At 53.1% G+C, this 21,590-nt stretch carries 17 protein-coding genes and 7 tRNA genes; 15 read left to right on the forward strand and 9 right to left on the reverse strand.

The window, feature by feature from the left end:
* Window positions 1-24: 24 nt before the first annotated feature.
* A tRNA-Arg gene (locus tag N5C09_RS10005) sits at window positions 25-96 on the forward strand.
* 13 nt (window positions 97-109) lie between these two features.
* Here the strand turns inward: N5C09_RS10005 and N5C09_RS10010 are convergent.
* Entirely contained in the window at window positions 110-1,489 is a 1,380-nt protein-coding gene (locus tag N5C09_RS10010) for a diguanylate cyclase (protein WP_107533443.1), read from the reverse strand.
* 268 nt (window positions 1,490-1,757) lie between these two features.
* Between N5C09_RS10010 and lpxP the strand changes: the two genes are divergently transcribed.
* Both lpxP and ypdK read left to right on the forward strand, forming a co-directional pair.
* Window positions 1,758-2,678: a kdo(2)-lipid IV(A) palmitoleoyltransferase gene (gene lpxP, locus N5C09_RS10015; protein ID WP_167349523.1), complete on the forward strand. Its 921-nt coding sequence runs from the start codon at window positions 1,758-1,760 to the stop codon at window positions 2,676-2,678.
* A gap of 359 nt (window positions 2,679-3,037) precedes the next feature.
* Window positions 3,038-3,109, forward strand: coding sequence for a membrane protein YpdK (gene ypdK / locus N5C09_RS10020; RefSeq protein WP_099458937.1), 72 nt, complete (start codon window positions 3,038-3,040; stop codon window positions 3,107-3,109).
* A gap of 58 nt (window positions 3,110-3,167) precedes the next feature.
* Here ypdK and alaC read toward each other — a convergent pair whose 3' ends face one another.
* The gene (gene alaC, locus N5C09_RS10025) at window positions 3,168-4,403 is read right to left on the reverse strand and encodes an alanine transaminase (protein WP_107533444.1); all 1,236 of its coding nucleotides are present in this window, start codon (window positions 4,401-4,403) and stop codon (window positions 3,168-3,170) included.
* Between the two features lie 386 nt (window positions 4,404-4,789).
* Here alaC and N5C09_RS10030 point away from each other — a divergent pair, with 386 nt between their 5' ends.
* On the forward strand, window positions 4,790-6,487 hold the full coding sequence (locus N5C09_RS10030; RefSeq protein WP_107533445.1) for a sensor histidine kinase: 1,698 nt from the start codon (window positions 4,790-4,792) through the stop codon (window positions 6,485-6,487).
* Between the two features lie 13 nt (window positions 6,488-6,500).
* A complete protein-coding gene (locus N5C09_RS10035) occupies window positions 6,501-7,232 on the forward strand; it encodes a LytTR family DNA-binding domain-containing protein (RefSeq protein WP_063450438.1) in 732 nt (243 codons plus the stop codon).
* 35 nt (window positions 7,233-7,267) lie between these two features.
* On the opposite strand, the gene glk is transcribed toward N5C09_RS10035, so the two are convergent.
* Window positions 7,268-8,233, reverse strand: coding sequence for a glucokinase (gene glk / locus N5C09_RS10040; RefSeq protein ID WP_063868132.1), 966 nt, complete (start codon window positions 8,231-8,233; stop codon window positions 7,268-7,270).
* Window positions 8,234-8,438: 205 nt separating this feature from the next.
* Here glk and N5C09_RS10045 point away from each other — a divergent pair, with 205 nt between their 5' ends.
* On the forward strand, window positions 8,439-9,674 hold the full coding sequence (locus N5C09_RS10045; protein WP_279748973.1) for an ion channel protein: 1,236 nt from the start codon (window positions 8,439-8,441) through the stop codon (window positions 9,672-9,674).
* Here the strand turns inward: N5C09_RS10045 and ipdC are convergent, their stop codons facing one another.
* On the reverse strand, window positions 9,675-11,333 hold the full coding sequence (gene ipdC, locus N5C09_RS10050) for an indolepyruvate decarboxylase (RefSeq protein WP_279748974.1): 1,659 nt from the start codon (window positions 11,331-11,333) through the stop codon (window positions 9,675-9,677).
* A 186-nt stretch (window positions 11,334-11,519) separates the two neighbouring features.
* On the opposite strand from ipdC, the gene mgrA reads away from it, so the two are divergent.
* Both mgrA and ypeC read left to right on the forward strand, forming a co-directional pair.
* The gene (gene mgrA / locus N5C09_RS10055; RefSeq protein WP_107533449.1) at window positions 11,520-12,518 is read left to right on the forward strand and encodes an L-glyceraldehyde 3-phosphate reductase; all 999 of its coding nucleotides are present in this window, start codon (window positions 11,520-11,522) and stop codon (window positions 12,516-12,518) included.
* A gap of 126 nt (window positions 12,519-12,644) precedes the next feature.
* Window positions 12,645-12,992, forward strand: a complete 348-nt coding sequence (gene ypeC / locus N5C09_RS10060; RefSeq protein ID WP_063450443.1) for a DUF2502 domain-containing protein YpeC — start codon at window positions 12,645-12,647, stop codon at window positions 12,990-12,992.
* A 33-nt stretch (window positions 12,993-13,025) separates the two neighbouring features.
* Here ypeC and N5C09_RS10065 read toward each other — a convergent pair whose 3' ends face one another.
* A complete protein-coding gene (locus tag N5C09_RS10065) occupies window positions 13,026-14,264 on the reverse strand; it encodes an Nramp family divalent metal transporter (protein WP_064910292.1) in 1,239 nt (412 codons plus the stop codon).
* A 345-nt stretch (window positions 14,265-14,609) separates the two neighbouring features.
* Between N5C09_RS10065 and nupC the strand changes: the two genes are divergently transcribed.
* Window positions 14,610-15,797 carry a nucleoside permease NupC gene (nupC, locus tag N5C09_RS10070; RefSeq protein WP_063450445.1) on the forward strand — a complete coding sequence of 396 codons (1,188 nt, stop codon included), beginning with the start codon at window positions 14,610-14,612 and terminating at the stop codon, window positions 15,795-15,797.
* 45 nt (window positions 15,798-15,842) lie between these two features.
* On the opposite strand, the gene N5C09_RS10075 is transcribed toward nupC, so the two are convergent.
* From N5C09_RS10075 to N5C09_RS10085, 3 genes are all read right to left on the reverse strand, one after another.
* On the reverse strand, window positions 15,843-18,032 hold the full coding sequence (locus tag N5C09_RS10075; protein WP_279748975.1) for an EAL domain-containing protein: 2,190 nt from the start codon (window positions 18,030-18,032) through the stop codon (window positions 15,843-15,845).
* A gap of 211 nt (window positions 18,033-18,243) precedes the next feature.
* A tRNA-Ala gene (locus N5C09_RS10080) sits at window positions 18,244-18,319 on the reverse strand.
* A gap of 41 nt (window positions 18,320-18,360) precedes the next feature.
* A tRNA-Ala gene (locus tag N5C09_RS10085) sits at window positions 18,361-18,436 on the reverse strand.
* A 217-nt stretch (window positions 18,437-18,653) separates the two neighbouring features.
* Here N5C09_RS10085 and N5C09_RS10090 point away from each other — a divergent pair.
* Together N5C09_RS10090 and N5C09_RS10095 are read left to right on the forward strand one after the other, a co-directional pair.
* Window positions 18,654-19,016, forward strand: a complete 363-nt coding sequence (locus N5C09_RS10090; RefSeq protein ID WP_063868121.1) for a YfeC-like transcriptional regulator — start codon at window positions 18,654-18,656, stop codon at window positions 19,014-19,016.
* Between the two features lies 1 nt (window position 19,017).
* The gene (locus N5C09_RS10095) at window positions 19,018-19,404 is read left to right on the forward strand and encodes a YfeC-like transcriptional regulator (RefSeq protein WP_279748976.1); all 387 of its coding nucleotides are present in this window, start codon (window positions 19,018-19,020) and stop codon (window positions 19,402-19,404) included.
* A 51-nt stretch (window positions 19,405-19,455) separates the two neighbouring features.
* Here N5C09_RS10095 and gltX read toward each other — a convergent pair whose 3' ends face one another.
* Entirely contained in the window at window positions 19,456-20,871 is a 1,416-nt protein-coding gene (gltX, locus tag N5C09_RS10100) for a glutamate--tRNA ligase (protein ID WP_063868117.1), read from the reverse strand.
* Between the two features lie 258 nt (window positions 20,872-21,129).
* Between gltX and N5C09_RS10105 the strand changes: the two genes are divergently transcribed.
* The 4 genes from N5C09_RS10105 to N5C09_RS10120 all read left to right on the forward strand — a co-directional run bounded on the left by N5C09_RS10105 (window position 21,130) and on the right by N5C09_RS10120 (window position 21,507).
* Window positions 21,130-21,205: transfer RNA gene (locus tag N5C09_RS10105), tRNA-Val, on the forward strand.
* Between the two features lie 41 nt (window positions 21,206-21,246).
* Window positions 21,247-21,322 (forward strand) — tRNA-Val (locus tag N5C09_RS10110).
* Window positions 21,323-21,351: 29 nt separating this feature from the next.
* Window positions 21,352-21,427, forward strand: a tRNA-Val gene (locus N5C09_RS10115).
* Between the two features lie 4 nt (window positions 21,428-21,431).
* Window positions 21,432-21,507 (forward strand) — tRNA-Lys (locus N5C09_RS10120).
* Window positions 21,508-21,590 lie beyond the last annotated feature (83 nt).

Below are 21,590 nucleotides of genomic sequence, written 5' to 3' on the forward strand. Positions count from 1 at the left end.
ATAACGTTATACTCTTGCCGCTTCGTCCCCTTAGTTAAATGGATATAACGAGCCCCTCCTAAGGGCTAGTTGCAGGTTCGATTCCTGCAGGGGACACTTCTGTTTTTCCTTATGCCCCCTTCCAAAGCTCCACGCAGTTCCGGCCACGCCGTTTCGCGCCGTATAAGGCTTCATCCGCAGCCTGAATCAACCGTTCGTAATCAGGATGACCGTTAAACATCGCAGCGCCAATCGAGAGTGAGAGCGGGATAATCTCGCCGGTTGGGGAGTTAACCTTGATTTTTTCCACCCGTTTGCGAATGCGCTCGGCAATACGCAGCGTATCCACTTCCGAGATTTCCGTCAGCACAATCAGAAACTCATCCCCGCCGTAGCGAAAAACGTAATCGCAGGTTCGCACGTTGTCGTAGAACGCGCCGGAAACTTTTCGCAGGATCTCGTCCCCGGTATTGTGTCCCCAGGTATCATTGATTTGTTTAAATTTGTCGACATCAATCAGCAGCGTTGAGAGCATTGTCCCGGCCCGGGTGGCGTGCAGGATTTCGCGTTTGAAGATGGTTGGCAGGAAACGGCGGTTCAACAGACGGGTCAGGACATCCACCCCCACCTCGTGCCGCGAAACTTCATCAAATAGCTCGCGCAGCAGGGTGATGATTTGCGAGAGGGTATTCCGCATTCGCTGCAAGAATTTATCCCGGTGCACTTTATCATTCAGGTCCTGCCCTGACAGACGGACCTCGTTAAAAAGGTCATCAAATTCCTGAATCAGACGAGAGATATGCCCGGCCTCAGCGATCCCGCTGAAATAGTGACGACCTTTATGGCTAAACCACAGTCCAAATTCAGACTGACCCAGCGGAAGACTGTTGCCGATACTGGAATTAAGGGTGATTTTATACAGCAGCACCATTTCCCATGACAGTAACGCCGCGGTCTGTCTTTCCTTCTCCTCTTCTGCGTTCTCCATTAAGGAAAAGATGCGGTAATTCTCATCTTCCTTCGCCGCATTGTTCTCGCTAAAAACATAGGCCCGCGACATCACTTCCATGGCCAGATCGATACTGTTTATCGCGTAATGATAAATATGCAGCTTCACCTCGGGCGTATGGGCGCTGGTAGTAATGACGGGTAACAGCAGCTTTTTCAGCACACGAAAGCCCATTTCGACCAAATCAACCGAGATACCAATACGTGCATGAACATCCGCAGCGCGCTGCTGCGCCCGCATCTGCTCTTCAACCTGCTCCACCCGGCATGAGAGCACATCAATAAGCCAGCGACGAAGCGCCTCCTGAAGCTGCCTTTCCACCTGTTCGGTCGTCAGGAATTCAGCCACCGAAGGGTCCGCCAGCACCACACGATAAAATTCAGCAACCAGCGGCGATGCGTTGTCCCTGGCAAGCTCAGTCGCAAGGCGATGCACGTCGGGATCGGTCTCATTAATCAGCTTCACCCACTCTTCTTTCACCGTTTGCAGGTAGGTTTCCATGATCTGCTCCTTAAGGAGTCATGCGGGAACGCAGATTTAACAATAGCAAAATCAACCCACTCCGCAATTGTCGCTTTTTTAAGCAAAAACGAGTGATAGCTCATATTGTATAACGGTGCTACATTATGCCGCCCACCCAAGTCAGCAATGGCCAGGCAACGTCGTAAAGAACGGTAAAGCCTGCAACCATGACCTCGTCCTACGGTCTTAATGGCACGTGGTATCGCGAAGTCTGCGCTACCTTCACAGGCTTTAAAAAGGTTCCACTATTTTGTCTCAATCCAAATTTCAGCGGGCGTTTCTGCACCCGCGCTACTGGTTTACATGGTTCGGCCTTGGCGTACTTTGGCTACTGGTCCAACTCCCTTATCCTGTGATTCGTTTTCTGGGTTCGAAGCTCGGCAGCGCGTCACGTCACTTCCTCAAACGTCGTGAGTCCATTGCACGTAAAAATCTCGAACTTTGCTTTCCGCATTACAATGCGCAGCAGCGCGAAACGCTGATTGCGGAAAATTTCAAATCTATCGGTATGGCGCTGCTTGAAACCGGTATGGCCTGGTTCTGGTCAGACGAACGCGTCCGTAAATGGTTCGACGTGGAAGGTCTGGATAACCTGAAACGTGCCCAGCTGCAAAAGCGCGGCGTGATGGTTGTTGGCGTACATTTTATGTCCCTTGAGCTGGGCGGCCGCGTTATGGGTCTCTGTCAGCCGATGATGGCAACCTATCGCCCGCATAACAGTGCGCTGATGGAATGGGTACAAACGCGGGGACGCATGCGCTCCAACAAGGCGATGATCAGCCGTAACAATCTGCGCGGTATGGTGGGCGCCCTGAAAAAAGGTGAAGCCGTCTGGTTTGCCCCGGATCAGGATTACGGTCCTAAAGGCAGTAGCTTTGCCCCCTTCTTCGCTGTTAAAGATGTCGCTACGACAAACGGTACCTTTGTGATTTCACGTCTGTCAGGCGCCGCGATGTTAACGGTTACCATGGTCCGAAAAGCCGATAAGTCAGGCTATCGTCTGCACATTTCCCCAGAAATGGCGAACTATCCTGAAGACGAAAGTGAAGCCGCTACCTTTATCAATAAGGTGATTGAATTCGAGATTATGCGTGCACCTGAGCAGTATTTGTGGATGCACCGCCGCTTCAAAACCCGCCCACTGGGCGAAGCCTCACTCTATATCTGAACCCTTCCGAAGGTTAGTTTCGCTAAGAAACTAACCTTTTCAAACACCTGTCATCGCCGTGCGTAACGGTTTCGTTCAACCGTCGCTCAATACGCATTTATTGCGTACTGAAATCAAACTGTCGCCGTTACACGACACTCGTAAGTATAGGAAATTATTTAAAAAAATGACTCTTGTCACTCCTGAATTTTAGGCGTACATTAGCGCCGTCTGGCGACAGGAAAGCACAGAATTCAGGGTTGAAGTTAGCGACGGAACGGGATAAATCCGATTTCCCCTTTCGCATGATTTCAACTCTCTATACTCAGTTGGACTCTGTTTTTTTAATGCGTACCGGAAGATACGCGGAGCGATGAAACGTGAAATATTTCTTTATGGGCATTTCGGTTATTGTTTTAGTTTGGGCCGGAACGTTTGCTCTGATGATCTAGTTAAGAAAATGCAGTCAAAAAAACAGGCGCCGTTGGCGCCTGTTTTTTTTGGTGTCCGTTAAGACTCAGCTTGTTCCGTAACGCTCTTCGCTGCGAGCAAACCATCCGCGCGGAACATGCTTTTGATCCCCCGCACTGCCTGACGGATACGGTCGCTGTTTTCGATCAGCGCGAAACGCACGTGCGTATCACCGTAGTCACCAAAGCCTATGCCCGGAGAGACGCACACCTTCGCGTCCTGAAGCAGTTTTTTGGCAAATTCCAGCGATCCCATCGCCGCATACGGCTCGGGGATTTTCGCCCAGACGTACATGGAAGCTTTAGGCATTTCCACCATCCAGCCCGCTTCGTGAAGCCCTTTGACCAGCACATCACGGCGGCGTTTGTACTGGGCGGCAATATCAAGTACGCACTGCTGATCCCCTTCCAGCGCCGCGATGGCCGCGACCTGTAATGGCGTAAAGGTGCCATAGTCATGGTAGCTTTTAATACGTGCCAGGGCGCTCACCAGCGTTTTGTTCCCGACCATAAATCCAATTCGCCAGCCCGCCATGTTGTAGCTTTTCGAGAGCGTGAAAAACTCAACCGCCACATCACGGGCACCCGGTACCTGCATAATGGACGGCGCTTTCCAGCCATCATAAACGATATCGGCATAGGCGAGATCGTGTACCACCAGCACGTCGTAACGCTTAGCCAGTGCAACCACTTTCTCAAAAAATTCGAGTTCAACGCATTGTGCCGTTGGGTTAGACGGGAAGCCGAGGATCATCATTTTCGGCTTTGGATAGCTTTCACGAATCGCCCGTTCCAGCTCGTTAAAGAAGTCGACGCCTTCCACCAGCGGAACAGAACGAACCTGCGCGCCGGCAATCACCGCCCCATAAATATGAATAGGGTAGCTCGGGTTCGGCACCAGGACGGTATCGCCGTGATCCAGCGTCGCCAGCATCAGGTGGGCCAGCCCCTCTTTCGAGCCAATGGTCACGATCGCTTCACTTTCGGGATCGATATCCACCTGATAACGATCCTGATACCAGCGAGAGATCGCCCGACGTAACCGGGGAATACCGCGTGAGGTCGAGTACCCGTGGGTATCAGGACGCTGGGCAACGGTGCAGAGTTTCTCAACGATATGCGGCGGCGTTGGGCCGTCAGGGTTACCCATACTGAAATCGATAATGTCTTCGCCGCGCCGACGCGCAGCCATTTTCAGTTCAGCAGTGATGTTGAAAACATAAGGGGGGAGACGATCGATACGCGTAAAACGGCGTTCAGGACTGAATTCAGCCATAGATTCCTCAGAGTCACGTTAGCGCCCGGACCGTCCGAGCGACGCTGCCACCCGTGTGGCATGTTTAGAAAATAACCTGAAGAAAAAGACGCTGTCGAGAGGGTAATGACAAAATAATATTTTGCGCTAAAACGGGAACGCGATAGCAGTGAAAAGCGGAACTCTTTTCGCGAGCAGGCAGTTTTAAGCGCTACGATTTAACACGTTGTTATCAGTATTGTTACCGTACTTTTTACCTCAAACGTAAACGCACCGTCTTTCAGTCAAAAGCGAACAATCCCCTTTGGGAATTATGGTTTTTCCTCATTTGATAAATCTGACGGATAGCTGGTCATCAGGCCCCATGTTTTCTATCATAGATTTTTCCCGTTTTCCCAGGCCTGACCGTGCACGAAATCTTCAATATGCTCCTGGCGGTGTTCGACCGCGCGGCATTAATGCTGATCTGTCTCTTTTTCCTCATCCGCATTCGCTTGTTTCGCGAGCTTTTGCATAAATCAGCCCACTCACCAAAAGAGCTGCTGGCCGTCACGTTTATCTTTTCGATGTTTGCCCTGTTCAGCACCTGGTCCGGCGTGCCGGTAGAAGGATCGCTGGTAAACGTGCGCATCATCGCCGTGATGTCAGGCGGGATCCTCTTTGGCCCCTGGGTCGGGATTATTACGGGCATTATCGCCGGGACCCACCGATACCTGATTGATATTGGCGGCGTGACGGCCGTCCCCTGTTTTATCACCAGCATTATTGCCGGGATACTCTCCGGCTGGATTAACCGCAAAATCCCGAAAAAGCAGCACTGGCGTGCGGGGATTATCGCAGGGATGGTTTGCGAAACGCTGACCATGATTCTGGTCGTCGTCTGGGCGCCCACCGTTGCGCTGGGGCTGGATATCGTCTCGAAGATCGGGATTCCGATGATCCTCGGGAGCGTCTGTATCGGTTTTATCGTGCTGCTGGTGCAAAGCGTGGAAGGCGAAAAAGAGGCCAGCGCCGCGCGTCAGGCCAAGCTGGCGCTGGATATTGCCAACAAAACGCTGCCGCTTTTCCGACACGTTAACGCCGACTCTTTACGTCAGGTTTGCGATATCATCCGCCGGGACATTCATGCGGATGCGGTCGCTATCACCAATATTGACCACGTGCTGGCTTACGTTGGCGTTGGTGAGCACAACTACCGCGACAGCGACGATACCATCAGCCCGACCACCAGACAGGCAATTAATTACGGAAAAATCATCATTAAAAATAATGATGAAGCCCACCGAACGCCAGAGATCCACTCGATGCTGGTGATCCCGCTGTGGGAAAAAGGGGTCGTCACGGGGACGCTGAAAATTTACTACTGTCATGCGCACCAAATCACCTCCTCGCTTCAGGAAATGGCGATTGGCCTGTCGCAAATTATCTCTACCCAACTTGAAGTGTCGCGTGCGGAGCAGCTTCGCGAGATGGCAAATAAGGCAGAACTCCGTGCCCTGCAAAGCAAGATCAATCCCCATTTTCTGTTTAACGCGCTGAATGCGATCTCCTCCTCCATCCGTCTTAATCCGGACACCGCGCGGCAGCTGATTTTTAATCTGTCACGCTATCTGCGCTACAACATTGAGCTAAAAGACGACGAGCAGATCGACATCAAAAAAGAGCTGTATCAAATTAAGGATTACATCGCGATCGAGCAGGCACGCTTTGGCGATAAGCTCACGGTCATTTACGATATTGATGAGGAGGTCAACTGCGTGATCCCAAGCCTGTTGATCCAGCCGCTGGTGGAAAATGCCATTGTTCACGGTATTCAGCCGTGTAAAGGCAAAGGCGTGGTCACGATTAGCGTGACGGAAAGCGGTAACCGCGTGCGCATCGCCGTGCGAGATACCGGACACGGCATCGATCCGAAAGTCATCGAGCGCGTCGAAGCAAATGAAATGCCGGGCAACAAGATCGGGCTGCTGAACGTGCACCACCGGGTCAAGCTGCTGTTCGGTGACGGGCTGCACATTCACCGTCTTGAGCCGGGCACCGAGATTGCTTTTTATGTTCCGAATGAACGAACGCCCGTTAATGCCCCCATTTCCTTGTTGCCGTAGGCCGGAGTAACAGATGAAAGTCATCATTGTAGAAGATGAAATTCTGGCTCAGCAGGAGTTGAGCTGGCTTATCAAAACCCACAGCCAGATGGAGATTGTTGGTTGCTTTGAGGACGGTCTGGACGTGCTGAAATTTTTGCAGCATAACCGGGTCGACGCGATTTTTCTCGATATTAATATTCCGTCGCTGGACGGCGTCCTGCTGGCGCAAAATATCAATCAGTTCGCCCATAAGCCGTTTATTGTGTTTGTTACCGCGTGGAAAGAGCATGCCGTGGAAGCCTTCGAGCTCGAGGCGTTTGACTATATTCTCAAGCCTTACCAGGAATCGCGTATTATCAGTATGCTGCACAAGCTGGAAGCCGCATGGCAGCAGCAGACGCTGCCCGCCAGCACCAGCCCGGCAGCGCGGGAAAACGACACCATTAACCTGGTGAAAGACGAACGGATCATCGTCACGCCTGTCGACGATATTTACTATGCCGAAGCGCATGAAAAAATGACGTTTGTCTATACGCGGCGTGAATCCTACGTCATGGCGATGAACATCACCGAATTTTGCAATAAACTCCCGGCCGCCCGCTTCTTCCGCTGCCACCGTTCGTTCTGCGTCAACCTGAACAAGATCCGCGAAATCGAGCCCTGGTTTAATAACACCTATATTTTGCGTCTGAAGGATCTGGATTTTCAGGTGCCGGTAAGCCGCAGCAGGGTGAAAGAGTTCCGCCAGCTCATGCACCTGTAGTGCGTTCCCTCTCCCGCAGGAGAGGGGGACGGGCGTCAGAGGATCTGGCCAAGCACCTGGCGCAGATGCGCACCGGAGCCAAGCAAGCCTGGATTGTCGTGGACAATCAGGTAAACCGGAATGTCCTGCACGTAGCTCCTGAAGCGGCCTTTGTCTTCGAAGCCGCCGCGGAAGCCGGAGGCGGTAAAGAAATCGAGGAAGCGCGGCACGATCCCACCCGCAATATAGACCCCGCCAAAGGTGCCAAGATTCAACGCCAGGTTGCCGCCGAAACGCCCCATAATGACGCAGAACAGCGACAGCGCACGGCGACAGTCAGTACAGCTGTCGGCCAGCGCGCGTTCGGTCACGTCTTTAGGCCGCAGATTTTCCGGCAGACGGCCATCTGATTTCACAATCGCCCGATACAGGTTCACCAGTCCCGGGCCAGAAAGCACGCGCTCGGCCGACACGTGACCAATCTCGGCGCGTAGCTCCTCAAGAATAATGCCCTCTTCTTCGCTGTTCGGCGCAAAATCCACGTGACCGCCCTCGCCCGGCAGGCTCACCCAGCGTTTGTCGACGTGAACCAGGTGCGCCACCCCCAGACCGGTGCCCGCGCCGTAAACGGCAATCGGTTTACCTTCAACCGGGGCCGTACCGCCGAACTGAATCAGATGCTCTTGCTTAAGCATCGGAATAGCCATGGAAACCGCGGTGAAGTCGTTAATGATTTCAAGGTGCGAGAAGCCGAGGTTCTTCTGCATTTCGGCAATTGAGAAGGCCCAGGTGTGGTTGGTCATCGCGACCCAGTCGCCGGTGATCGGACAGGCGATGGCGATACAACCGTCCTCAACGCTCACTTTATGCTCTTCCAGATAGACGCGTACCACCGCTTCCAGGCTTGGGTAATCCAGCCCTGAATAGGTTTTCGCCTGAGAAATTTCACCGCTGTTCACATCGCACAGGGCAAGGCGAGCGTTGGTGCCGCCCACATCACCTACCAAAGCATACTTTGTCATTCTTCTACTGCTCCGCTAAAGTCAGAATAAATCTTTGGGACACTGTAAATTCAAGGCGTGATAACAACAACGACCAGAAGGTGACTGCCCATGGATTATCGATCTTCGTCACATAATAACTTTACCGTTTCAGCACCTTTTGCACTATTGCCACAATGCTGATTGTGCAAAGTAACGTTAAGCCGTTTTGTACAAGGAAATCATCATGCTCCATCCGCGAGCCAGAACCATGCTGTTATTGGCCGTCCCGGCGCTGATTATTGGCGTGGCGTCGAGCCTGGTGCTCATCGTCGTCATGAAGGTGGCATCGGTGCTGCAATCATTGTTGTGGTCTGCGCTACCGGTAAAGCTCGGCATCAGCATTGACTCGCCGGGTTGGATCATGATGATGTTGACCCTGACCGGGATTGCCGTAGGCCTGGTGATCCGCTATAGCCCGGGACACGCCGGGCCGGACCCGGCGCTGGAACCACTGATTGGCGCGCCCGTTTCGCCTTCTGCCCTGCCGGGGCTTATCATCGCGCTGATTATCGGCCTCGCTGGCGGCGTGAGCCTCGGGCCTGAACACCCCATTATGGCGGTCAACATCGCGCTGGCGGTCTTCCTGGGGGCGCGTCTTTTCCCGCGCGTTGGCGCGCTGGACTGGACGATTCTGGCCTCCGCCGGCACCATCGGGGCGCTGTTTGGCACGCCAGTAGCCGCCGCGCTTATCTTTTCTCAAACCCTGAGCAGGGACAATGACGTGCCGCTGTGGGACAAACTCTTCGCGCCGCTGATGGCCGCCGCTGCGGGGACGCTCACCACCAGCCTGTTTTTCCATCCTCATTTTTCGCTGCCCATCCCCCACTACGGTCAGATGCAGCTCGCCGATATTTTCAGCGGTGCCGTCGTCGTCGCGATAGCCATTGCGCTGGGGATGGTCGCAGTATGGTGTCTTCCGCGCCTGCATCGCCTGATGCACAGGCTGAAGCATCCGGTGCTGATTCTGGGTATGGGCGGCTTTATTCTGGGCGTTTTAGGCGCCATCGGCGGGACGGTTACGCTGTTTAAGGGGCTGGACGAGATGCAGCAGCTGGCCTTCAGCCAGGTCTTTAGCGTTTCAGATTATCTGCTGTTCGCGCTGGTGAAACTGGCGGCGCTCGTGGTCGCTGCGGCCTGTGGTTTCCGGGGAGGTCGTATCTTCCCGGCGGTCTGTGTAGGGGTCGCGCTGGGGCTGATGCTGCATGAGCACGTCGACGCAGTCCCTGCGGCGATTACCGTCTCCTGCTCCATTCTGGGGCTGGTACTGGTGGTCACGCGCGATGCGTGGCTAAGCCTGTTTATGGCGGCCGTTGTCGTGCCGGATACCACGCTTCTGCCGCTGCTCTGTATCGTGATGTTGCCCGCCTGGCTCCTGCTGGCGGGCAAACCGATGCTGATGGCATGGCGAAACGACAGGTAATCAGGCGTTATTGCGCGCCTCCAGCGCTTTGATCAGCGCGCTCAACAGCGGCGGAATATCGGCTTTCGGCAGCATAACCTCGATCAGCGACAGCCGCTCGTGGTGTGCCACTTTATCCAGCACTTCTGCCAGCGCTTCCGCTTCGCTGACCTGCCAGCACTCTGCCTGAGGCGCCAGGCTCAGCGCCTGCGGGATCTGCGTCCAGTTCCAGAGGGCGATATCGTTATAGCGCTGCTCCGGCCCGTGGATAGCCCTCTCGACCGTGTACCCTTCGTTGTTAAGCACCAGAATAATCGGGCGCTGCTTGTCGCGCAGCATTGACCCCAGCTCCTGAATGGTCAGCTGCGCGGCGCCGTCGCCCGTCAGGACAATTACGCGTCGGTCCGGACACGCCGTTTGCGCGCCAAAAGCCGCCGCCAGCGTGTAGCCAATCGAGCCCCACAGCGGCTGGACGATAAAGTTGACGTCTGCCGGTAAACGCAGATCGATAGCGCCAAAAGCAGATGTTCCCTGGTCAGCCAGAATGATATCGCCGGGACGAATAAACGCTTGCAGGGTACGCCAGAAACTCTCCTGCGTCAGAGACCCTTCGATAGTAGGGAACGAAAAGCCGCTGTTATCCGATGACGTTCGCGTATCACGTACATGCGTTTTACACAGGGCCGTTAGCGTTTCAATCGCCTCTCTCATCGGGATGCCCGTAAACCAGACGTCACCGACGCGGGCAGCGTGGGGCTGAACCTCTATCGTCTGGGCTGGCGTCAGCTGATGGGTAAATCCGGCGGTGAGCGTATCGGTAAAACGCGTGCCAATGCACAGCACCGTATCGGCACCCTCGATCGCCTCTTTAACCTGTTCGGCGCTTGCCGACCCGCTATAGGTGCCGTAAAAGCCGCTCTGACGTTCATCAAAAATGCCCTTACCCATCAGCATCGTTGCGTGGGCCATTGGCACCTCTTTGACCCACTTCTGGACGGCGTCTCTCAGGCCGTGGCGCAACACCAGGAAATCCGCTAGCAGCGCGGTGCGTTTGCTCATGGACAGACGCTTTTCGGCAGCCTCACGGAACGCCTGTAAACAGGCTGAATCAGCGGGTGCGGGATGCAAAGTGAGAGCGCTTACAGGGGGCGTAGCGGCTTTTTTCGCCACATCGGCAGGCAGCATCAGATAGCCCGGACGGCGCTCCCGCAACATGGTGGTAAGCACCCGGTCAATTTCATAGCAGGCGTTTTGTTCGGTGAGCACCGCCTGTGCGACGGTGATGGGTTCGCTCATATGATAGAAGTGGCGGAACTCGCCGTCGCCTAACGTATGGTGCAATAACTCTCCTCGTTGCTGTGCCGCCATACCCGGGGCCCCCACAATATGGAGCACGGGAACATGTTCGGCAAAGCTGCCCGCCACACCGTTCATGGCGCTTAATTCCCCAACGCCGAATGTCGTCAGCAGCGCGGCAAAGCCCTTACAGCGGGCATAGCCGTCAGCAGCGTAAGACGCGTTCAGTTCGTTGGCACAGCCCACCCAGCAGATGTCCGGGCTGTCTATCACATGGTCGAGAAATTGCAGGTTATAGTCGCCCGGCACGCCAAACAGATGATCGGCACCGCAATCTGTTAGTCGGTCCAGCAGGTAATCGGCGACGCAATAGGGGGTACGCATATTATAGGTGTCCTTCTGACGTTGACCTCACTCTGAGTATTAAATAAGCGTGAAGCCTGTCCAGAAATGGCGAGAAGTCGAGAATGGAAAGAATGCTTTACGAAAAAAGCTGAGCTATGCTCATTTTCTTCGGGTGAGTGTAAACGTATACACTGATTTTTCTTTTCAGCGCCAGAGGTCTCGCCAATGGGTTATCAACCTGACAAAAATCGTTATCAGACAATGCAGTATCGCCGCTGTGGACAAAGCGGCCTCAAGCTTCCCGCTATCTCGCTGGGGCTGTGGCATAATTTTGGCGACGCGACGCTGCTCGAAAACAGCCGTCAACTTTTACAGCGCGCGTTCGATTTGGGTATTACGCATTTTGACCTTGCCAATAATTACGGCCCGCCTCCCGGGTCGGCCGAACGTAATTTTGGTCGCATTTTGCAGGAGGATTTCCTGCCCTGGCGCGATGAGCTGATTATCTCCACCAAAGCGGGCTACACCATGTGGGACGGGCCTTACGGCGACTGGGGCTCGCGTAAATACCTGATCGCCAGCCTGGATCAAAGCCTCAGGCGTATGGGGCTTGAGTACGTTGATATTTTCTATCACCATCGTCCCGATCCCCAAACGCCGCTGCGTGAAACCATGAAAGCGCTTGACCACGTGGTGCGTCAGGGCAAGGCGCTGTACATTGGTCTGTCCAACTACCCGGCAGAACTGGCACGACAGGCGATTGAAATACTGGAGGATCTGGGCACGCCGTGTCTCATCCACCAGCCGAAGTACTCCATGTTTGAACGTGCGCCTGAAGCGGGTTTGCTGGAGGTATTGCAGCAAAAAGGGGTGGGATGTATCCCCTTCTCTCCGCTGGCCGGTGGACAGTTGACCGATCGCTATCTGAACGGCATCCCGGCAGATTCTCGCGCGGCAAGCGGCAGTAAGTTCCTTAATCCGGAGCAAATCACCGACAATAAGCTGGAAAAAGTGCGTAAGCTGAACGCGCTGGCGCAAAGCCGGGGGCAAAAGCTGTCGCAAATGGCGCTGGCCTGGATACTGCGCCACGATGCGGTGACGTCAGTGCTCATCGGCGCAAGCAAAACCGGGCAAATTGATGATGCAGCAGGCATGCTTGAAAATTGTCATTTCTCCGCAGACGAGCTGAAGACGATAGAAGCGATCCTGTCCAGTTCCGATTAACATTACTTTTAGCAAAAAGTGCTCTCCTTCATGATTTAGGAGTTGAGGCGATGAAACGAATGTTTACCAACTCGTAAAATTGCTTTAACAGGTCGCACAGCGGCCCCGATCGTGAAGGAGAAGAGTATGTTCAGGTCACTGATTCTTGCAGCGGTATTACTGGCTTCGGCCCCGCTGGTCGCCAACGCTGGCGAAATCACCCTGTTGCCATCGATAAAATTACAAATTGGCGATCGCGACAATTACGGTAACTACTGGGACGGCGGCGGCTGGCGCGACCGTGACTACTGGCACCGCCATTATGAGTGGCGTAAAAACCGCTGGTGGAAACACGATAACGGCTATCACCGTGGCTGGGATAAGCGTAAGGCCTACGAACGCGGCTACCGCGAAGGCTGGCACGATCGTGACGACCACCGCGGCGGCAGAGGCCATGGTAAAGGCAGGGGCCACGGTCACGGCCATCATCATTAACAGCAAAAAGGAGCCTCACGGCTCCTTTTTCTTTTACAGCCCTGCCGCCGTGCCTATTAACAACCAGAGGTTTAACGCCACCACCACCACCACAATGGCCCAGCCGGCGCGTTTCACCCACGTTGAATTTACCAGATCGCCCATCAGCGATTTGTTGCTGGTGAAGATCAGCAGCGGCACCAGCGCCAGCGCAATACCGAAACTCAGCAGCACCTGACTCATCACCAGAATGCGGGTCGGATCCAGCCCCATCAGAATGACAATAAAGGAAGGCAGCATCGTTACCGAGCGGCGAACCCACAGCGGAATGTGGAAACGTACAAACCCCTGCATCACCACCTGCCCGGCCAGCGTTCCCACAACCGTAGACGAGAGACCCGCAGCAACCAGGCTTAAACCGAAAATAGTGGCCGCGGCATGGCTCAGCAACGGCTCCAGCGTCAGGTAAGCCTGGTCGAGATCGGCAACCCCGGTATGCCCGTTAAAGTGGAACGCGGCGGCGGCGGTCGCCATCATCGCCAGGTTCACAAATCCGGCAATGGTCATCGCGATCGCCACATCCCATTTCGAGGCGGAGTAACGCTCTTTGCTCGTTCCGCCGTGCAGATTCTGGGTTAAAGAAGAGTGCAGATAAATCACGTGCGGCATGATGGTCGCCCCCAGCACCCCAGCCGCGAGAAAAACGGCTTCAGAGGTGGGTAACGAAGGGATCACCATCCCTTTCGTCAGCTGCACCAGATTCGGCTGGGAAAAAACCAGCTCAACGATATAGGCGGCAGCGACGAACAGCAGCAGGCCGCCGATGACTTTCTCCAGCGGTTTTTGTCCCCGCCGCTGGAGCATCAGAATAAGGAACGTGGCGATACCGGTCAGCACGGCGCCCTGTAGCAGGGAGACGCCCAGAATAAGCTTAAAGCCGATCGCCGCCCCGATAAATTCGGCGAGATCGGTGGCCATGGCAATAATTTCCGCCTGGACCCAGTAAAACCATACCGCCGGACGCGGATAGTGATCGCGGATTTGCTCCGCCAGGTTTTTCCCGGTGGCAATACCCAGCTTCGCTGAAAGCATCTGAATCAGCATCGCCATCAGATTGGCCCAAACCACAACCCACAGCAGCTTATAGCCGAAACTGGCCCCGGCCTGAATATTGGTCGCAAAATTACCCGGATCGATGTAGCCAATCGCGGCAATGAATGCCGGTCCCATTAATGCGAACCGCAGCTTGCGTGCCGCTCTGCCGCTGCTACTCTCTACGCGACTATTCGTCATTTCTGCCTCTGGAAATATAGCCTTTGCTATGTTTTATGCTATCAAAATGAGAATGATTATCAAGTTCATTTGTAATGGTTAACATGATTTCTCTGATAGTCAGGAACAATAGACAGGCAGGTGGAGCAAGGTCACAGAATGTGAAAATGCGCAGACATTTGTGAAGCGTAGCACACAAACTTAACTTTTCACTCATTTACCTAACATAACAAAAATGTATTGTTGATCACTATTTTTGAGACTCGTCACAGGATGTAACTATAGTGTGGGCTTGATCTCGTTTTCTTTGTGCTTGTTACATAGAATGTGCACGGAAATTAAACCTGCCTCATATTTGGAGCAAATATGGACCGCGTCCTTCATTTTGTCCTGGCACTCGTTGTCGTTACTGCACTCGCATTGCTGGTCAGCACAGACCGCAAAAATATTCGTATTCGCTATGTTGTCCAGCTGCTGGTCATTGAAGTTTTACTTGCGTGGTTCTTCCTGAACTCCAACGTAGGCCTCGGCTTCGTGAAAGGCTTCTCCGAAATGTTCGAAAAACTGCTCGGATTTGCCAACGAAGGGACAAACTTTGTCTTTGGCAACATGAACGATCAGGGTCTGGCCTTCTTCTTCCTGAAAGTGCTCTGCCCTATCGTCTTCATCTCTGCCCTGATCGGTATCCTCCAGCACATCCGTGTTCTGCCGGTGGTTATCCGTGCGATCGGCTTCCTGTTATCTAAAGTTAACGGCATGGGCAAGCTGGAGTCCTTTAACGCAGTCAGCTCGCTGATCCTCGGTCAGTCTGAGAACTTCATTGCGTATAAAGATATCCTCGGCAAGATGTCCCGTAACCGCATGTACACCATGGCGGCGACCGCAATGTCTACCGTTTCCATGTCTATCGTGGGCGCGTATATGACCATGCTGGAACCTAAATACGTGGTTGCGGCGCTGGTTCTGAACATGTTCAGCACCTTTATCGTCCTTTCGCTGATTAACCCGTACCGTGTGGATGCCAGCGAAGAGAACATTCAGATGTCAAACCTGCACGAGGGACAGAGCTTCTTCGAAATGCTGGGTGAATACATTCTGGCTGGTTTCAAGGTTGCGGTTATCGTTGCCGCGATGCTGATTGGCTTTATCGCGCTGATAGCTGCGCTGAACGCCCTGTTTGCGGCCGTACTGGGTATCTCCTTCCAGGGCATTCTGGGCTATATCTTCTACCCGGTTGCCTGGGTGATGGGTGTACCGGCTCACGAAGCGTTGCAGGTGGGCAGCATCATGGCAACGAAACTGGTATCCAACGAATTCGTGGCAATGATGGATCTCCAGAAGATTGCCAGCACGCTCTCCCCGCGTGCGGAAGGGATCCTGTCCGTCTTCCTGGTATCCTTCGCGAACTTCTCTTCCATCGGTATCATCGCTGGCGCGATTAAAGGCCTGAACGAAGAGCAGGGTAACGTGGTGTCTCGCTTTGGCCTGAAGCTGGTTTACGGTTCAACGCTGGTGAGCGTCCTGTCTGCTTCTATCGCAGCACTGGTTCTGTAATTCATACCGCTGAACGAAAACCGGGAGCCATCGCTCCCGGTTTTTTTATGCTTCCAGCGCCGTCAGAGGCTGGGGTTTGCCAATCAAATAGCCCTGCAAATAATCTACGCCAAATTTCAGCAACATTTCGCGTTGTTCAGCCGTTTCCACATATTCAGCCACCACACACAGCGATTTCGTTTTTGCCATGTTGCAAATGGACTGTACGATCATCGCATCCATGCTGTCGGTGCAGATATCTTTCACGAAGCTGCCATCGATCTTAATGATATCGGCCTCCAGCCGCTTCAGGCGCTCAAAGTTGGCATAGCCGGTACCAAAGTCGTCTATAGCAATGCGGAAGCCGTAATCACGCAGCTGCTGGATATTTTTGATGCTGCTTCCCGAGTCAGAGAAAGCCTGTTCCTCGGTGATCTCAATGATGATATCTTGCGGCGCAATAGCGTAGCGTTCAAAAAGGGCAATGATCTCAGCCGCAATCTCATTTTGCATCAGCGTCAGCGGCATCAGATTGACGGAGAAGCGCGTTCCTGCACGTCCGGACGGATGGCTGCGCATCCACATCAGCAATTTTTCCAGTACGTTCAGGTCAAACCGGTGGCTCAGGTTGAACTGAGCAATCAGCGGAATAAAGCGGTCAGGGGTGATGATCTCACCATCGCTTTCCAGCCTGGAGAGGATTTCAAAATACCCTTCCCCGCGCGCGTTGTGGATTGGCTGGGCGTAAAGGTGAAGACCGCCGATATCAAGGGCGCGTTTTATGCGGGCCAGCATTAGCACCCTGTCCGTCGTCTGACCAGAGACATCATCCAGACTGTTGGTTAACGCCAGAACGTTATGTCCGCCACAGGATTGCTCGGACAGCCAGCTCAGCTGACCCAGAGTGTGGTGCAGGCTTTCCCCATCCGGCACTTCCCCCCAGGAGGCACCAAACTCAATGTCGAGCTCGGTCTTGTTCCAGGTGATCTTACGGCTGTTCAGTTGGTCAACCATATATTGCAGGCGCTCAGCCGTGCCCGGCCCCAGCAAGACCACCACCAGCTCGCTGCCCGGCAGCTGGAAGAGCTTCTCGTCTTTTTGCAATAGCGGTTGCAGCGACGCGGTGATCATCTTTTTACAGTGCACGCGCATGAGGATGCCGTAATGACGGCTCAGGAATTCCAGATTATCCAGGCGCAGGCAGCAGACTTTAGCCTCAGGATGGTGCTGAAGAAATACTTCCAGCGCACGAATGTTAGGCAGACCGGTGAGCGGATCGGTAAGCGCCCTCTCCTGCCATCCCTGTTTCAGCCATTCACTTTTCTGGAAGATCCGTGACATGTAAAGCAGGCAGATGGCGAAAGAGATGAGCACCGACAGGATAAAGGAAAGTGAGTGACCCGATTCAACGCCATTGAGAAAATTATAATTGTAGGTCAACAGCATGAGCGCCGAAGCCGCCCAGAGCAAAGAGATGAGCGAATAGCTCAGACGACCAATCCCCAGGGTAAAAAGAATAAAAACGATTGGCATCAAATAACCAGCTATAAACTGTGACTCGAAAGGCGCGCACAAAATAGCGATCATCGAGACCAACAGCATCAGCCACACAACGATAAATAACGCTTTTTTGTGACAAAAGAGAGGCTTCACGCTTCGCCGCCAGAATGTTCGGGCATACCGGGGATTAATTATCATTCTTAACGGGTAATAGAACATCATGGTGAAAATCAGGGCGGCACAAATCAGGCTTTGAATATCGATAACGTTATAAATTGCAGAGCCTTCGCCGAAATAGGAGGAGATTGTCACCGGGAAATCAAATAAATATCCAGCCAGATACATCGATAATTTGATGCCTACAGGAACCATAAATCCGAGCCAGAAAATACGTATACCGATGTACTTATTAGGCATGCTGTGTCGCCAGCGCTTGCCCAGCATCAGGCGGATAACGCCACAGGCCGCAAAGACAGCAAACGTCTGACAAAGTAATAACACGGAAGATTGTAGTAATGCTAAATCAAAGTAATAAATGTTAGTAACACTAAAACTAATCAGTAAAGGAATGATTGCCCGACGTCCAAATAACAACACGATGGCGAGCATGGCGCTCAAGGGCAACCACGCTAAATAAACATCATTTTCGTTGACGATAGCGCGCGGGGAGATATAACGGGAAAAGGGGATCGCAATCAGGCTTAGCGCCAGGGCAATCATAAATATTTTTACATTATTGTAAATTTTTCTATTCATTAATCCGTGTGATCTATTTAACCATCGTCTTATTGACCGGATGGATAATAGGTTTATTAATTACACGAATCAAGTTCAGGTCTATTTATAGACTTGTTTATTGATTTGGATTGAGGTGATGTATAGAAAACGACATTGCTGGCAACAAAAAGAGTCTAAACATTTTACAAGATATAAAAAAACCCCCGTCTTGCGACGAGGGTTTAAATTTTGGTGGAGCTAAGCGGGATCGAACCGCTGACCTCTTGCATGCCATGCAAGCGCTCTCCCAGCTGAGCTATAGCCCCACATGTTACTTTACCTACCGCACTCTGTTGGGTTCAGAGTTTGGTGGAGCTAAGCGGGATCGAACCGCTGACCTCCTGCATGCCATGCAGGCGCTCTCCCAGCTGAGCTATAGCCCCATCGTAAAGCTGTCATGTTGACGGGCGGCATAATATGAATTCCGCCGCAACGTGTCAACGGCAAATTCAGCCTCCGCCTTTCAACCGTCGAAAAATCATGCAAATGAATCACTTTGCGAGCCTGCTCGCAGCCAGGAGTTAAGCTTGTCACGTTTTCACGTAAAACGGTGCTATAAAATGAACCACTAATTAACCCCACAGATATTCAGGAAATTGTATGATCAAGGAACGAATGACGCCAGAAGAGTTAGCCCTGCTGACTGGCTATAGCCGACAGACCATCAATAAATGGGTACGTAAAGAGGGTTGGATTACATCGCCAAAACCAGGCGTTCAGGGTGGCAAGGCGCGTCTGGTACACGTCAATGAAAAAGTGCGCGACTTTATTCGCAGCGCACGCAGGGTGACAGAGTCGCCGGAAATGCCAGATAAGGCGTACCACGACGGTTCACTTCACGCCCTGCTCATGACACTGGCGAATGAAATGACGCCGGATGAGCAAAAGCAGATGACATCGCTGTTACTGCGGGAAGGGATTACCGGATTGTTACAACGCTTAGGGATTCGCGACCAACGCTAATATGAAAAGATTACGCAGCAAAATGACCACGGAAGAGCTGGCGGACAGTCTGGGCGTAGCCCGACAGACCGTTAATCGCTGGATACGACAAAAAGGATGGAAAACGGAGGGGATTAATGGTGTTAAAGGCGGAAGAGCGCGGGTGATATGCATTGATGCGCACGTGAAGGAGCACATCATAAGCCTTCCCGCCATACGTAACCGTCGGGCTGTTTACCACGTTGCGGAAAGCCCTTCCCTCTATGGCGTGGCGACCTCACCCAGCCTGCTTCCACAAATCATCGACTCGCTGGAAAACATGACGGCAGTGGAACAGGAACGTTTGCGCGCACTGCTCGCGCGTGAAGGTTTGCAGGGTTTCCTTACGCGTCTTGGTATTGCTGAATAACAGGCAAAAAAAACGGCAGGTCACCCTGCCGTTATGTGTATTACGCGGGCATTACTGCTGGCTTTCGCGCTCAGCGATAAAGCCTAGCGCCTTGTTGATGCGCGCAACGCTACGCGATTTACCAATTGCATGTACGGTCACGTCCAGCGCCGGAGACTGGCCTGCCCCCGTTACCGCAACGCGCAGCGGCATACCGACTTTACCCATGCCAATTTCCAGCTCATCAGCAGTAGCCTGAATCGCGTGGTGCACATTTTCCGCTGTCCATTCGGTAATGGCTTCGAGCTTGTCTCGCACCACTTCCAGCGGCTGACGCGCAACCGGACGCAGGTGTTTCTTGGCTGCGTCCGCGTCGAACGCGTCAAACTCTTCATAGAAATAGCGGCAGCTTTCGGCAATCTCTTTCAGCGTTTTGCAACGCTCGCCAAGCAGTTTCACCAGATCCGCCAGTTCCGGGCCAGTACGGGTATCGATGTTTGCCTGCTCAATGTGCCATTGCAGATAAGTCGCCACATATTCTGGCTGCATGGTATTGATGTAGTGATGGTTCAGCCACAGCAGCTTGTCGGTGTTGAACGCGCTGGCGGATTTGCTCACCGAGTTCAGAGAGAACAGGTTGATCATCTCTTCGCGGCTGAAGATCTCCTGGTCGCCATGGGCCCAGCCCAGACGCACCAGGTAGTTCAGCAGCGCTTCCGGCAGATAGCCGTCATCACGGTACTGCATTACGCTCACCGCGCCGTGGCGTTTGGACAGTTTTTTGCCGTCGTCACCGTTGATCATCGATACGTGCGCGTACACCGGTACCGGCGCGTTCAGCGCTTTCAGGATGTTGATCTGACGCGGGGTGTTATTGATATGGTCTTCACCACGGATCACGTGCGTGATTTCCATATCCCAGTCGTCCACCACTACGCAGAAGTTATAGGTTGGCGATCCGTCAGTACGACGAATAATCAGATCATCCAGTTCCTGGTTGCTGAATTCGATCGGGCCACGGATCTGGTCATCAAAGATGACAGAGCCTTCCTGCGGGTTAGCAAAACGCACAACGCACGGCTCATCGGCAGCATGCTCGCTGTGGTCGTGACGGCAACGACCGTCATAACGCGGTTTTTCGCCTTTTGCCATTTGCTCTTCGCGCAGCGCATCCAGACGCTCTCTGGAGCAGTAGCACTTATAGGCCGTGCCCGCGACCAGCATCTCGTCAATGACGTCGTTATAGCGGTCAAAACGTTTGGTCTGGAAGTACGGGCCTTCGTCCCACTCCAGATTCAGCCAGTTCATCCCATCCATAATGGCTTCAATTGCTTCCGGCGTTGAGCGCTCAAGATCGGTGTCTTCAATACGCAGCACAAACTCACCTTTGTTGTGGCGTGCGAAAAGCCAGGAATAGAGAGCGGTACGTGCACCACCGACATGCAGATAGCCTGTCGGGCTCGGCGCGAAGCGAGTTTTGATTTTCATGAAATGGCCTTACGTTATAAAGATGCCGGTAATCGGCAAATCCTGGGAAGAAAACAATGGGCAATATTCTATCACTGTGGGCCGATTCCTCAATGTCGATCACTTTATCCGGTTCGAGATTGCTGTTTTTGTTTAGAAATCATGCGTCACAGTCCGTTTTGCGATCGTTTTGACTAATTTTACGACGAACGAATAAAAACTTTAGAAAATGCGTTGACTCATTTTCAACTCTCCCTATAATGCGACTCCACACAGCGGGGGTGATTAGCTCAGTTGGTAGAGCATCTCCTTTACACGGAGGGGGTCGGCGGTTCGAGCCCGTCATCACCCACCATCTACTTCGGTAGACTCGCAGTGTAGATAAGAATTGAGATTGGGCGATTAGCTCAGTTGGTAGAGCATCTCCTTTACACGGAGGGGGTCGGCGGTTCGAGCCCGTCATCGCCCACCATTCTCACCTTATCGCAGCAGTTCCGAAATGGGCGATTAGCTCAGTTGGTAGAGCATCTCCTTTACACGGAGGGGGTCGGCGGTTCGAGCCCGTCATCGCCCACCATTTCGGGTCGTTAGCTCAGTTGGTAGAGCAGTTGACTTTTAATCAATTGGTCGCAGGTTCGAATCCTGCACGACCCACCAATGTAAAAAAGCGCCCTAAAGGCGCTTTTTTGCTATCTGCGATATAGCACATCCCCATTGCAGCCAGACCGCTTGTTTTACTC

It is taken from the genome of Enterobacter sp. GD03975 (assembly GCF_029838645.1).
GTDB lineage: Bacteria > Pseudomonadota > Gammaproteobacteria > Enterobacterales > Enterobacteriaceae > Enterobacter > Enterobacter quasihormaechei.

Excerpts from the sequence above, each read along its gene's own strand:
- gltX (WP_063868117.1), bottom strand. The coding sequence starts at position 20,871 with ATGAAAATCAAAACTCGCTTCGCGCCGAGCCCGACAGGCTATCTGCAT.
- N5C09_RS10010 (WP_107533443.1), bottom strand. The coding sequence starts at position 1,489 with ATGGAAACCTACCTGCAAACGGTGAAAGAAGAGTGGGTGAAGCTGATT.
- alaC (WP_107533444.1), bottom strand. The coding sequence starts at position 4,403 with ATGGCTGAATTCAGTCCTGAACGCCGTTTTACGCGTATCGATCGTCTC.
- N5C09_RS10090 (WP_063868121.1), top strand. The coding sequence starts at position 18,654 with ATGATCAAGGAACGAATGACGCCAGAAGAGTTAGCCCTGCTGACTGGC.
- N5C09_RS10035 (WP_063450438.1), top strand. The coding sequence starts at position 6,501 with ATGAAAGTCATCATTGTAGAAGATGAAATTCTGGCTCAGCAGGAGTTG.
- ypeC (WP_063450443.1), top strand. The coding sequence starts at position 12,645 with ATGTTCAGGTCACTGATTCTTGCAGCGGTATTACTGGCTTCGGCCCCG.
- nupC (WP_063450445.1), top strand. The coding sequence starts at position 14,610 with ATGGACCGCGTCCTTCATTTTGTCCTGGCACTCGTTGTCGTTACTGCA.
- N5C09_RS10065 (WP_064910292.1), bottom strand. The coding sequence starts at position 14,264 with ATGACGAATAGTCGCGTAGAGAGTAGCAGCGGCAGAGCGGCACGCAAG.
- mgrA (WP_107533449.1), top strand. The coding sequence starts at position 11,520 with ATGGGTTATCAACCTGACAAAAATCGTTATCAGACAATGCAGTATCGC.
- N5C09_RS10095 (WP_279748976.1), top strand. The coding sequence starts at position 19,018 with ATGAAAAGATTACGCAGCAAAATGACCACGGAAGAGCTGGCGGACAGT.
- N5C09_RS10045 (WP_279748973.1), top strand. The coding sequence starts at position 8,439 with ATGCTCCATCCGCGAGCCAGAACCATGCTGTTATTGGCCGTCCCGGCG.
- glk (WP_063868132.1), bottom strand. The coding sequence starts at position 8,233 with ATGACAAAGTATGCTTTGGTAGGTGATGTGGGCGGCACCAACGCTCGC.
- N5C09_RS10075 (WP_279748975.1), bottom strand. The coding sequence starts at position 18,032 with ATGAATAGAAAAATTTACAATAATGTAAAAATATTTATGATTGCCCTG.
- ipdC (WP_279748974.1), bottom strand. The coding sequence starts at position 11,333 with ATGCGTACCCCCTATTGCGTCGCCGATTACCTGCTGGACCGACTAACA.